The sequence below is a fragment of the Actinoplanes flavus genome (assembly GCF_017592555.1).
In the GTDB taxonomy this organism is placed as follows: domain Bacteria; phylum Actinomycetota; class Actinomycetes; order Mycobacteriales; family Micromonosporaceae; genus Actinoplanes; species Actinoplanes flavus.
In genome coordinates, this window is record NZ_JAGFNS010000001.1 from 56,467 (window position 1) to 68,298 (window position 11,832).

The 11,832-nt window shown below is 70.3% G+C and carries 10 protein-coding genes and 3 tRNA genes; 2 read left to right on the plus strand and 11 right to left on the minus strand.

Annotation, left to right across the window (positions count from 1 at the left end; genetic code table 11):
* Positions 1-23 precede the first annotated feature (23 nt).
* The 5 genes from J5X75_RS00270 to J5X75_RS00290 form a co-directional block, all read right to left on the minus strand.
* Complete coding sequence (locus J5X75_RS00270; RefSeq protein ID WP_208465066.1) at positions 24-3,857, minus strand: non-ribosomal peptide synthetase family protein; 3,834 nt, start codon at positions 3,855-3,857, stop codon at positions 24-26.
* Between the two features lie 32 nt (positions 3,858-3,889).
* Complete coding sequence (locus J5X75_RS00275; RefSeq protein ID WP_238487102.1) at positions 3,890-4,798, minus strand: EamA family transporter; 909 nt, start codon at positions 4,796-4,798, stop codon at positions 3,890-3,892.
* Positions 4,795-5,460, minus strand: coding sequence for a uracil phosphoribosyltransferase (gene upp, locus J5X75_RS00280; protein ID WP_208465067.1), 666 nt, complete (start codon positions 5,458-5,460; stop codon positions 4,795-4,797). Before upp ends, J5X75_RS00275 begins: the two co-directional genes overlap by 4 nt.
* Before the next feature lie 126 nt (positions 5,461-5,586).
* Complete coding sequence (locus J5X75_RS00285; protein WP_208465068.1) at positions 5,587-6,270, minus strand: phosphoribosylanthranilate isomerase; 684 nt, start codon at positions 6,268-6,270, stop codon at positions 5,587-5,589.
* 55 nt (positions 6,271-6,325) lie between these two features.
* Entirely contained in the window at positions 6,326-6,973 is a 648-nt protein-coding gene (locus tag J5X75_RS00290; RefSeq protein WP_208465069.1) for a nitroreductase family protein, read from the minus strand.
* Between the two features lie 142 nt (positions 6,974-7,115).
* On the opposite strand from J5X75_RS00290, the gene J5X75_RS00295 reads away from it, so the two are divergent.
* Positions 7,116-7,604 carry a MarR family winged helix-turn-helix transcriptional regulator gene (locus J5X75_RS00295; protein WP_208465071.1) on the plus strand — a complete coding sequence of 163 codons (489 nt, stop codon included), beginning with the start codon at positions 7,116-7,118 and terminating at the stop codon, positions 7,602-7,604.
* Between the two features lie 237 nt (positions 7,605-7,841).
* On the opposite strand, the gene J5X75_RS00300 is transcribed toward J5X75_RS00295, so the two are convergent.
* From J5X75_RS00300 to J5X75_RS00310, 3 genes are all read right to left on the minus strand, one after another.
* Positions 7,842-7,916, minus strand: a tRNA-Val gene (locus J5X75_RS00300).
* Positions 7,917-7,926: 10 nt separating this feature from the next.
* A tRNA-Cys gene (locus tag J5X75_RS00305) sits at positions 7,927-7,997 on the minus strand.
* 29 nt (positions 7,998-8,026) lie between these two features.
* Positions 8,027-8,098 (minus strand) — tRNA-Gly (locus tag J5X75_RS00310).
* Positions 8,099-8,222: 124 nt separating this feature from the next.
* On the opposite strand from J5X75_RS00310, the gene J5X75_RS00315 reads away from it, so the two are divergent.
* Positions 8,223-8,798: a GNAT family N-acetyltransferase gene (locus J5X75_RS00315; protein ID WP_238487142.1), complete on the plus strand. Its 576-nt coding sequence runs from the start codon at positions 8,223-8,225 to the stop codon at positions 8,796-8,798.
* A gap of 77 nt (positions 8,799-8,875) precedes the next feature.
* On the opposite strand, the gene J5X75_RS00320 is transcribed toward J5X75_RS00315, so the two are convergent.
* Genes J5X75_RS00320 through J5X75_RS00330 form a run of 3 tightly spaced genes read right to left on the minus strand, consistent with a single transcriptional unit; the run spans position 8,876 to position 11,772 of the window.
* On the minus strand, positions 8,876-9,604 hold the full coding sequence (locus J5X75_RS00320) for an FAD:protein FMN transferase (RefSeq protein WP_208465073.1): 729 nt from the start codon (positions 9,602-9,604) through the stop codon (positions 8,876-8,878).
* A gap of 31 nt (positions 9,605-9,635) precedes the next feature.
* Entirely contained in the window at positions 9,636-10,151 is a 516-nt protein-coding gene (locus J5X75_RS00325; protein WP_208465074.1) for an FMN-binding protein, read from the minus strand.
* Positions 10,152-10,176: 25 nt separating this feature from the next.
* Positions 10,177-11,772 carry a ferredoxin reductase family protein gene (locus tag J5X75_RS00330; RefSeq protein ID WP_208465075.1) on the minus strand — a complete coding sequence of 532 codons (1,596 nt, stop codon included), beginning with the start codon at positions 11,770-11,772 and terminating at the stop codon, positions 10,177-10,179.
* Positions 11,773-11,832: the final 60 nt, after the last annotated feature.

The following is an 11,832-nucleotide window of genomic DNA, read 5'->3' on the forward strand; positions in this document are numbered from 1 at the left end:
CGAGGCGTTCAAGGGGCGGCAGGTCACGGGTGCGGCGTCGCCTCGCGGATCCGGGCGATCAACTCGTCGACCCCGTGCTGCTTGAGGACGCTGTAGTGGTCCCCGTCCAGGTCCACCACCCGGGGCGGGCGGGCGGAGTACCCGGAGCTGTTCTCCAGGAAGGAGTAGTCGTCACCGCGGGCCTTGAAGATGGTCACCGGCGCGTCGATCCGGCGCTCCCGCAGCTCGTGGAACGAGTACTCGAACTCGTAGGTCTCGGCCACGATCCGGATGATGCGGCGGATCGTCGCCTCGTCCAGGCCGGGCATGGTGCGGTGCACGAAGGAGACGAAGGTGTCCTCGTCACGGACCTCGCGCAGGCAGTCCCGCACGACCTCGCCGTGCACGGTTCCGGCGAAGACGGAGAACAGGATGGTGAGGTAGGCCGGGTCGGCGAACGAGGCGGTCCGCCCCCCGCGCCCGGTCGCCGCACCGCGTACCCGCGGATTGCCGGGGCAGATCAGCAGCAGGTTCGCCACCTTCTCGCCGGCCTGCTCCAGCTGCCACGCGGCCTCGAAGGCGACCCTGGCGCCGAAGGAATATCCCCACAACGTGTACGGCCCGGACGGCTGCATGCCGCGGATCTCCGCGACGTCGGCCGCGGCGGTCTCCCGGATCGTGGCGTACGGGTCCTCGCCGGCGTTGATGCCGTGGGCCTGCACGCCGGTCACCGGCCGGCCGAGTCCGGCGCCCTGGGCGAGCAGGCGCAGGTTCATCGGGTAGCCGCCCAGTCCCGGCCAGACGAACACGGGGTCGCCGGAGCGTTCCCGGTGCAGCGGCACCAGCCGGGAGCGGTGTGCGGCGCCACCGGCGTCGACGCGGGCGGCCAGGTCGGCGAGTCTCGGCGCCTCGAAGACCACCTGGAGCGGCAGAGCCGATCCGAACTCCCGGTTGATCCGGTTGACCAGTGCCACAGCGTGCAGGGAGTTGCCGCCCGAGGCGAAGAACTCGTCCTGGGTGGAGACCTGCTCGTACCTCAGCATCCGGCCCCACTCGGCGGCGAGCCACCGTTCGGTCGGGGTGGCGGGCGCCACATAGCGGGCCGGCGTGCGGGCCGCGACGACATCCGGCAGCTGCGCGGTGGCCTTGATGTCGATCTTCCCGTTGGCGGTGAGCGGGAGTTCGTTCACGACCAGGACCCGCGCCGGGATCATGTAGTCGGGCAGGAACTGCGCGAGGTCGTCCCGGATCATCTCGGCCGGGCCCTTGGTGTGCACGGCGTCCTCGTTCATGCCCTCGTGCGCGGCCTGTTCGGGCGTGATCGGGCCACCGACGAAGAAGTACGACGCGGTAGCCGGGGCGGCGCCCGCGGCGGCGAGCAGGTCGTCCAGGCGCCGGGCGGCGGCCAGCGGGTTGCCGGACTTCGACGAGTAGCCCGAGGCCATCAGCCCCACGCCGGGGACGCGTTGCAGGCGGTGCAGGCACGTACCGAGCACGATGTAGTGCCGCCATGCCTCACCGGCCCGGGACACCGCCGCGATCCCGATCGACGATCGATCGTAGACACCCTGGTTGATGGCGATGACATGGCGGCGTTCGACCACCTCGTCGCCCAGACGTTCCAGCCCGCCGCCGTGGTGGCGGTACAGCCCGGCCGGCAGGCCGGCCACCCGGTCGCCGTGCGCCTGTACGAACAGCTCGACCTCGTCGCCGGTGGGCCGATCGTGGTACGCGGTGACGGCGAACGTCCCGAGATAGTGGTCGTCGGCGGCCACGTCGAGCCGCGAACGCACCGTGGGGTGGTAGCCCTCGGGCACGATGGTGAGCCCGTGGCGGGGCAGCACCTCCTCGAAGAGGCCCAGCATGTGCCCGGCCTCGAACTCCAGCACCTCGACGATGTTGTTCTTGTAGACCGGCTCGATGGCCTGGCGTTTGCCGAGAAGATGCACTTTGAGTGGTGCGCCGCCGGTGCCGTCCACGTCGCCCACCCGGACCAGGGTGTGGTCGACCGGGTGGTGGTAGTAGACGCCCGACAGGCCGAACAGGCCGTCAATCTCCAGATACATCTGGGTGGCGTACAGGGCTCCCGGTGAGGAGTAGGCGTACTTGGGCAGCAGCCGCTGCTCGCTGTGGAACGGCCCGAACCAGCGCAGCACCGAGCCGAGTTCGGCGAGCGTGAGCTCGGTGACCGCCCGGGGCGCGGCGGCCTCGGGGGCACGCGGTGTGAGCAGCGCGACGACGTCGGCGGCGGTCATGGCGTCGCCCTCGTAGAAGCGGTACGTCTTGCGGGCGAAGGCCACTTGGCGCTGCTCCGTGGTGCTCTCGGCACCCGGCAGCCGGAGGACCGGACGGCCGGCCAGCGCCGTCGCGTCGCGCAGGCCCGGATTGGACAGCTGGGTCCGCACCTGCAACTTGGACGACTTCGACTGATGGTGGGCGGCGTCGTCGCGCCCCTGATCCATCACCGTGGCCGTCCGCTCATTCAGCTCCACGGCCGCGAGCAGCGTCTGGCCCTCGGTACGGGGGTCGTCGACGACCACCGCGGCCGCGCGGCGTACCCAGGTGTGTTCCTCGATCCGGGAGGCGACCTCCTCCAGCTCCACCCGGTAGCCGCGCAGTTTGACCTGGTTGTCGGTACGGCCGAGGAACTGGATGGTGCCGTCCGGCTCCCACTGTGCGAGGTCGCCGGTCCGGTAGAGGCGTTCCGTCGGGTTGAACGGCGAGACCAGGAATCGCTGTCGCGTCACCTCGGGCAGGCCGATGTATCCGCGGGCCACCTGGATGCCACCGATGAACAGCTCGCCGCTCTCGCCGATGTCCACCGGCCGGCGGTCCTCGTCGAGGATGTAGCAGGTGACGTTGTCCACCGGGATACCGACCGGGACGATCGCGGGGAAGGAATCGTCGAGCGTCTGCGGGTCGACCCAGTAGGACGTGGCGTTGATGGTCGCCTCGGTGGGGCCGTAGAGGTTGACCACCGACATCTCGGGCCGGATCGCGCACAGCTCCTGGGCGAGGGCGCGGGTCAGGGCCTCACCACCGGCGAACACGTGGGTGAGGGAGTCGCAGGCATCGAGCATCTCGGTGTCGACGAGAGCCTGGAGCAGTGTCGGAACGCCCTGCAGCACGGTCACCCGGTGCTTGCGGATCATGGTGATGATGGCCTCGGGGTCACGGAACAGGCCGGGCGTGCCGGCGACCACCCGGGCGCCGGCGGCACAGGCCAGGATCTCCCACTGCGCGGCGTCGAAGCTCATCGGCGTCTTCTGCAGGATCGACACCCCGGGGCCGAGATGTCCGCAGTTCGCGAGCCACCGCAGCTGCGAGACGATGCTGCGCTGCTCGATCATCACGCCCTTGGGGCGGCCGGTGCTGCCGGAGGTGTAGATGACGTAGGCGAGGTGGTCGCCCTGCCCCTTCGCCGCGGCGGCCGGCCTGTCACCGGCCGGCTCCTCGCCGGTGACGCTGACGACGGTCGTACCCTCCGGCGCCAGGCGGCGCAACCGCTCACGCAGGTGCGGCTGGGTGACGATGACCCGGGTGCCGGAGTTCTCGATCATGTACCGCAGGCGCGCCTCAGGGTAGTCCGGCGACAGTGGCAGATAGGCGGCGCCGGCGGTGAGGATGCCCCACACCGCGGTGATGAGATCGGCGGAGGGCTCGGCGTAGAGGCCGACACAGGTGTCGGGGGCGACGCCGAGACCGGTCAGCACATGTCCCAGCCGGTCGGCGGCCCGGGTCAGTTCGCGGAAGGTGAGGTCGCCGTCCTCGGCGGTGACCGCGATGTCGTCCGGGCGCTGCCGAGCCTGATGACTCAGGAGTCCTCGCAGGGTGGCCTGCTTCGAGGACACACCGGACGCGGAAGTCTGGATGCTCATTTCGATATCCCCCGTTACAGATGTGTGAAGCGCTACACCTGACTCGTCGCTGGAGCGGGCGGCACGGTCTCGGCGGTCTTCGCCGGGGTACGCGGCTGGGCGAGGACGACGGCTCCGATGACCGCGGCGGCACCGAGCAGTTGGAGCGGTCGTAGCGTCTCGTCCAGGAACAGGTAACCCAGGACCGTCGCGCACAGCGGAGAGGCGAACGACAGGAACGAAGCGGCGAGAGCGGGCAACTGGGCGAGCCCGCGGAACCACAGCACATAGGCCAGCAGCGCGCCGATGACACCGAGGTAGAGGAAGCCGCCGATGTTCTCCCCGGTGAAGTGGTCCGGCAGGTCCTCGCCGGCGAGGGTGATCGGCAGCAGCACCAGGCCACCGACGGTGAGCTGCCAGCCGGTGAAGGTCAGCAGGCTCACCCCCTCGGGGCGGCCCCACTTCTTGGTGAAGACGATGCCGGACGCCATCGACAGCGCACCGAGCAGCCCGGCGCCGACACCGATGCCGTCGAGGCCGGCGTTCGGCTGCAACACCAGCATGGCCACACCCGCGGCGCCGAGCAGGCAGGACACCACGTGCACCGGCCGGATCCGGTCCTGGAGCAGCGCCGAGCCGAGCAGCAGCACGATCATCGGCTGCACCGACATCACCAGCGCGGCCACGCCGCCGGGCAGGTGATAGGCGGCCAGGAACAGGAAGTAGAAGAAGGCGCCGATGTTCAGCACGCCGAGGACCACGGCGCGCAGCCACCAGATGCCCTTCGGCAGGGTACGGGTGATCAGCAGGAGGACCAGGCCGGCGGGCAGTGCTCGCAGCATGGAGGCGAGAAGTGGCCGGTCGGGCGGCAGGAACTCGGTGGTGACCAGGTAGGTGGAGCCCCACACGGCGGGGGCGATCGCGGTGACGGCGGACGACATCGCGAGACGTCGACTGTTCATCGCTGGGATCCCGCATCGATCGTGCCGAAGAATCGGTCACCGAAGTCGCCGATGCCGGGGATCATGAAAGCGTGCTCGTTGAGCTGGTCCTCGATCGCACTCGTGACGATTCTCAGACGGGGCCGCTCGGCGGCGATCCGGCGCAGCCCCTCCGGCGACGACAAGAAATTGATCATGATGATCCGGTCCTCGCGTACCCCGGCCTCGGCCAGCACGTCGACCGCGGCGAGCGCGGATCCCGCGGTGGCCAGCATCGGCTCCAGCAGCAGGACATGCCGCTGGGCGATGTCGTCGGGCAGGTGCTTGTAGTAGAGGTGCGGCTGCTTGGTCCGCTTGTCGCGCTGGATGAGGATCTTGCCGAGGCGGATGCCGGGGCAGACGTCGCGCAGCTCGCTCTCCATCGCCTCACCGGCCCGGATCACCGGGACGGCGCAGATCTTCGAGGCGAACTCCAGCCCCGGGTAGGTGGCCCCGACCGGCGTGGTGACTTTCTTCTCGGTGAACGGCAGCAGGTTGAGGCCGTGCTCCAGCAGCAGCCGGATGACTCGCCGCGCATAGAAGACGAAGTCCGCGCGGCTGCAGTCCTTGTCCCGGATGATCGTGTGCATGGCGCGCAGCTGATCGGTCTGCGGTAGAAGGTGAACGTTATGGCCCGTGGTCACGTCGGACTCCTCGGGGTCGCCGGTCAGCTGGATGTGGGCAGGCGGGAGCCCGCGCCGTGCCTGGCCGGCACGGGCGCCCGTCGGTTTCGGAAGGTGTGTGGTGAGCGGCTACGCCGATCCGCGATGTCAGCCGATCTCCGCGAAGGCGGCGCGCGCCTCGGCGACGAACTTCGCGACCTTGGCCCGGTCCTTGCGCCCGTCCGGGCCCTCCAGGCCGGTGTGGGCGTCGACCGCGGCCGGGCGGACGGCACGGATCGCCGCGCCGACGTTCTCCGGGTTCAGCCCACCCGCCATCATCAGCGGCTTGGGGGAACGGCGGACCAGCTCGGCGGAGACGTTCCAGTCGTGGGTGAGCCCGGTCGCGCCCTTGGCCCCGGTCCTCGGGTCGAAGGTGTCGGTGATGTACATGTCGACGAACGGATGCGTCTCGTCGACGAGTTTCACGAGCTCGTCGGCGTTGTCCTGCTTGACCACCAGGGACTTGAGGACGAACAGGTCGGGTCGCAGTTCCTTGAGCCGGCGCAGCTGCGTGGTCTCCACGTCGCCGTGCAGCTGGACGGCGACGACACCCAGCTCCTGGCAGAACTCGCTGATCTCTTCGGCCTCGGTGAGGTAGCTGATGAGCACGCCCGCGTGCGGGGGCTCCAGGCCCTTGATGATGGCCGCGGCATCCGGCTCGGCGATGTCGTCCTTGCCGGACGGCAGCCGCAGGGCGAAACCGATCCAGTCGGCGCCCTCTTCGATGATCATGCCGGCCTCGGCGGCGTCGATGATGCCGGCTACCTGAACGAGCTTGTCAACAGTGGTCACGTGGACCGTCCCCCCATGTGTGTCGCGCCAGGAGCGCGTTGTACGGATGTGCCGCCTACCGGCCGTACGCCTCCCGGAAGACCGTCAGGGAACGGTCCCGGCGGCCGGGATGAAGGCGGCTCTCGGCCGGACGGCCGAGCGGCAGCAGCAGAGCGATGTGCAGGTCGTCGCGGAACGGGATGCCGACAGCCGCCTTGACCTTGGCCTCGTCCCAGCCGTTCATCGGGCTGGTGGCCAGGCCGGCCGCGTGTGCGGCGATCATCAGAAAGGACGCGGCGATCATGGCGTCCTTGACGGCCAGCTCCCGCTCCAGGCCGCGTCGTTGCGGCTCCTCGTGGAAGGCCCGCACGTCGTCCGGTGAGGCCGCGGCGAACCGCGCCGACCAGGCTCCGCAGCGGCGCGCCTGCTCCCAGACATCGGCGCGGTCCTCACGCCAGGCGCCGGACTCGGCGACGAACACCAGCATCACGGGTGCCTCCCGTGGATGCGGCTGGCCTCCGGTGGCCTCGACGAGCGCCTCGCGACCGGCCTCGGCCGTGACGACGACGATGGACCGGGCCTGGAGGTTGAAGCTCGACGGTGCCTCGAGGGCCAGCTCGATCAGGTCGTTGAGCAGGTCCTCAGGCACCGGATCGGGCAGGTAGTGGCGGATGCTGCGCCGCGACCGGATGATCTCCGACACGGTAGCGTGGGCCCGTGACATCCGTTCCCCCATCAGCCTCCCCCTTCGACGTCGGCCGATCTCCCTTCGAAAGTTAGTAGGGCACCCGCTTGACGTCAAACATTTCGACGTCGAAATAATGTGCTGAACGTAACTACGTGATTCCAAGACTTGAGGTGACCCCATGCGCGACGCTGCCGACGACTTCCTCGACCAGTGGGCCGCCCAGCGTGACGACCTCGACCTCGACGCGATGGGCACCATCGGCCGCATCCTGCGCCTGTCCCGATTCGTCAACGCCCGCCTGAAGGAGTACTTCGCCGAGCACGACCTGGAGACCTGGGAGTTCGATGTGATCGCCACGCTGCGCCGCAGCGCCCGGCCCCTCACCCCCAAGGAGCTGGCCGAGAGCGTCATGATCGGCTCGGCGGCACTGACGAATCGGATCGACCGGCTCGTCGCACGCGGTCTCGTCAGCCGCGAGGCGGTGCCCGGAAACCGGCGGAGCCTGCACGTGACCCTGACCGCCGAGGGCCGCGACCTCGTCGACGCCACCATCGAAGGGCATGTGCGCAATCAGCGCGGCATGCTCGGGGGCCTGGACGCCGACGACGCCGAACGGTTCAACCGGACACTGCGTACCCTGCTGATCTCGCTGGGGGACTCCCGCTGACGCGTGGCTGATCGAAGACGACGTCCCCGAAGTAGCCCAAGCCCGCCGGCTCGGCCATCGCCTGGCCGGCGTCCGCGGCGTCCGCGGTGTCCACCGCCACGTCACCCCGGCTCACCAACGGCCGGCAGTCACGCCGGGAAGCCACCCCACAGCAACGAAGCGCCCCAAGGTAAGCACCAGAAACACAGCGGCCCGTTACCGAAGAATCGGTGACGGGCCGTCGACGTGCTGAAACTCTGGTGGGCGATACTGGGATCGAACCAGTGACCTCTTCCGTGTCAAGGAAGCGCGCTCCCGCTGCGCCAATCGCCCTGGTATTGCGAGGTGGAGACGGGATTTGAACCCGTGTACACGGCTTTGCAGGCCGTTGCCTCGCCTCTCGGCCACTCCACCGAGGTGGCCTCCAGTGGCAAGCCACTCCGAGCGGAAGACGGGATTCGAACCCGCGACCCTCACCTTGGCAAGGTGATGCGCTACCACTGCGCCACTTCCGCGTTGCCCTCCGGCGTTTCCCCCGGCGACGACAGAACTTTATCCGAACCCCACCACCACCTCCAAACCGGGGGTCCCCCGCGTGTCGCGATCCGGGGCTGACCAGCCGGAACACGACAGGACATGATGTGCGGCGTGGAGATCACGACCTGGTACCTGGAACAGGACGACGCTGCCCTACTGCGCCCGGCCAAGGCGCCCGCGACCCCGGTGACCGTCACCCGCGCCGAGGTGCCCAGCCCCGAACTCAACCGCTACCTCTACACCGCCGTCGGCGGCGACTGGTTCTGGTCGGACCGGTTGCCCTGGACCTGGCAGCAGTGGCAGGACTACCTGGACCGGCCCGGCGTGGAGACCTGGGTGGCGTCGGTCCGGGGCACTCCGGCCGGGTACGCCGAGCTGGACGGCCACTCCCCCGCCGAGGTGGAGATCGCCTATTTCGGGCTGCTGCCACGTTTCGCCGGCCAGGGCATCGGCGGCCACCTGCTGACGGTCGCCCTCGAACGCGCCTGGACCCTCCCGGAACGCCATCCCGGCCTGCCGCCGGTCCGCCGCGTCAGCGTGAACACGTGCAGCCTCGACGGCCCGGCCGCCCTCGCCAACTACCAGGCCCGCGGCATGCGCATCCACCGCACCGAGACACGACCGGCGGCCACGCAGCCCCAGGCCCCCGGTCCATGGCCCGGAGCGGAAAGACCCTGAAACCCCTTCATCGGTACGGGCCAGGGGAGAAACCGCCGGACCGCGCGAACGCGCGCCCGGCGGGAGGGGAACGCGGGTCAGGCGGCGACGGGGAGGTTGGCGGAGGTGAAAGCGCGCCCGTCGTCGGTGACCACCGCCGACTCGTAGCCGTCGGCGACCCGTTCGGCCAGCCAGGACAGGCCCGGTTCGCCCATGGCCAGGGCGGCCGTCGCGTAGGCGTCGGCGACGGCCAGGTCGGGGCCGACCACGGTGACCGAGCGGAGGCCGGCGGCGGGGCGTCCGGCCACCGGGTTCCAGACGTGGGCGCCACGCTCGTACGTCCCGGAGGTGGCCACCGCCCCGTCGGTCAGCGAGAGCACCCAGGCGAGTTTGTCCGCCTCCCAGGGGTGGCGGACGCCGACCCGCCAGGGGCGGCCGCCGGGGCCCGCGCCGCGCATCCGGATGTCGCCGCCCGCGCCGATGTAGTGCCGGGCCGAGCCGGCGGCGGCGAGGCGTTGCGAGGCCACCTCGACGGACCAGCCCTTGACGTAACCGGACGGGTCGAGGGGTCCGCCCGCGTACGCGTCGAAGTAGCCGTCGGTGTCGCGCCACAGGTCGGCGCAGCGGTCCAGGACGTGGCGCAGGTCGGCGGAGCAGTCCTCGAGCCGGAGGGCGCCGGAGCGGAACCGGCACACCTCGCTGTCGTCCTTGTACGTGCTGAACCGGGCGTCGACCTCGTGCAGCCAGGCGCACGTCGCGCCGACGAGTTCGGTGAGCCGGGCGGGTGGCAGGTCGTCGGCCAGTTCGATGCTGACGACGGTACCCATGACCTGCTCCGCGTGGCGCACGGTCCGAACCCTACGCCCCGGCTTTGTCCAGCGCCGCCTGGAGGGACGTGACGTAGGACTGGCTGGTGAAGGTGGCCCCGGAGACGGCGTCGACGTCGGCGCTCTGTGCCTTGAGGGTGGCCGCCGACAGGGTCTGGACCGCCTTCGGGTTGATCGTGCCGGAGAACCCGTCGGTCGGGAAGGTCGAGTCCGCCGCGGTGATCTTGCCGCCGCTGACCTTGATGGTGACCTGCATCGTGCCGTACTGGTTCTGGACGGCCTTGCCCTTGTAGGTGCCGGACTTGAGCCCGGCCTTCTCGTCGCCCGCCGGGGCGCCGGTCTTCTTGCCGGACGGCTTCTTGGTGCCGGCCGGGTCGGGTTCGGCGGTCGACTCGGCGGCGGCGTCCTCGGCGTCGGGCTCCCCGCCCGCGTCGGCCGGCGCGGCGGCGGACACCGGGACGGCCGGCGGTTGCACGCTCAGGCGGACCCCGAGGATCAGGGCCGCACCGGTGAGGGTGCCGACGGCTGCTGCGGTACTACGTCGCATCGCGAAAACTCCCAGTCGATAGGGGTCAGAACTCGAACGGGTCCAGGTGCAGCTGGCTCTCCGGCACGTCGAGCTGCTTGAGCGTGTCGACGGCGGCGTTGACCAGCCCGGGCGGGCCGCACAGGTAGACGTCACGGCGGTTCACGTCGGGGACCAGGCCGCGCAGGCCGTCGGGGGTGAACAGCCGGCGCGGGCCGGGGTCGTTGCGGCCGCCGACGATGTAGCGCACCCAGGCGTCCCGTTCCTCGGCCAGCTCCTCCAGCTCGGTACGGAAGACCAGCTCGTCCGGACGGCTGGCCCGGTAGATCACGATGGTGTCCGGCGGCATGTCCTCGAGCAGGGCGCGGATCGGGGCGATGCCGCTGCCGCCGGCGATCAGCAGGGCCCGCCGCCGGGTACGCCGTTCGGCGGTGAACGTCCCGAACGGGCCCTCCGCCCAGATCGGCGTGCCGGGGCTCATGGTGGCCAGCTTGCGGGTGTGGCCGCCGGCGATGGTGACGGTGAGCCGCAGCCACTGCGAGTTGGGGGCGGCCGACAGCGAGAACGGGTGGGACTGCCACCAGCCGTTCGCGGTCAGGAACCGCCAGCGCATGAACTGGCCGGCCTGCACCGGGAGCCGGTCGAGCCGCTTGCCCTCGATGTAGATCGAGAACGTGTTGGCGCCCTCGGCGACCACCTCGGCCACGGTGAACCGGTGCCGCGCGTTCAGCCAGACCGGCTCGACGATGCGGCCCCAGAACAGGGCGGCGATGGTGATGCAGCCGAGCGCCGGCCAGAACACCGAGGCGTACCGGCCGCTCATGTCGGCGCCGGCCGCGACCTGGTGGCCGTAGCCGAGCAGCAGGACGCCGTAGCTGGTCAGGTGGACCAGGTGCCAGAGCTCGTAGTTGAGCCGGTTCCGGATGAACCGGACCGAGATCAGCGCGATGAAGACGAGCAGTCCGGTGGCGATGGTGGCGCTGATCATTTCGGGGAACGTGGTGATCACGGTCCAGCCCTGGTCGACGACACCGGTGCCGGCGGTGAGGGCGTAGCCGTAGACGATGAAGACGATGTGCGCGACCACCGCGGCCAGCAGCGAGGTGCCCAGCCAGCGGTGCCAGCGCAGCAGGTCGCGGGAGCCGACCCATTCCTCCAGCCAGGACACCCGGCTCATCATCAGCAGCTGGATGAAGAGCAGGTAGCCGCCGATCAGCCCGGTCACCCGGCCGGCCGCGATCATCGTGCTCGCGGTGTCGCTGACCGCGCCGGCCCGCGTGTTGAACAGCCAGAGCGCGATGCTGGTGCCCAGGCCGGAGAGGAACAGCAGGATGGTGAAGAGCCGGTTGCCGCTCATCGACTCGCCGGGCGGCCGGTCGTCGACGACCGGGACGCCGGTGCCGGCCTTCCAGCCGGTCGGGTCGGTCATCGACACCTCGGTGACCTCGCCGCGGCGGAACCCGTCCGGGGTGGGGTAGGGCTGGCCGTACTGGGGCTGGGCCGGTGCGGCGGCGTACTGGCTGTCCGGCCACGGGGGCATGGACGGGTCGTCCCAGCTCGGGCGGTCGTCGGAGCGCAGCCCGGCGAAGTACCCGTCGTCGTCGGGGATCTCGCGCTGATCCCGGAAGGCCGGAATGGTCAACGTCCTCACCTGCTCAGCAGTCGTCTCGCGGCGCCTGCCACCCCATGCGGCCGACGTGAC

Bases quoted from the DNA above. Each gene is read 5' to 3' on its own strand.
- J5X75_RS00295 (WP_208465071.1), top strand. From the start codon at position 7,116: ATGCGCGACGCTGCCGACGACTTCCTCGACCAGTGGGCCGCCCAGCGT.
- J5X75_RS00290 (WP_208465069.1), bottom strand. From the start codon at position 6,973: ATGTCACGGGCCCACGCTACCGTGTCGGAGATCATCCGGTCGCGGCGC.
- J5X75_RS00270 (WP_208465066.1), bottom strand. From the start codon at position 3,857: ATGAGCATCCAGACTTCCGCGTCCGGTGTGTCCTCGAAGCAGGCCACC.
- J5X75_RS00325 (WP_208465074.1), bottom strand. From the start codon at position 10,151: ATGCGACGTAGTACCGCAGCAGCCGTCGGCACCCTCACCGGTGCGGCC.
- J5X75_RS00320 (WP_208465073.1), bottom strand. From the start codon at position 9,604: ATGGGTACCGTCGTCAGCATCGAACTGGCCGACGACCTGCCACCCGCC.
- J5X75_RS00315 (WP_238487142.1), top strand. From the start codon at position 8,223: ATGTGCGGCGTGGAGATCACGACCTGGTACCTGGAACAGGACGACGCT.
- J5X75_RS00275 (WP_238487102.1), bottom strand. From the start codon at position 4,798: ATGAACAGTCGACGTCTCGCGATGTCGTCCGCCGTCACCGCGATCGCC.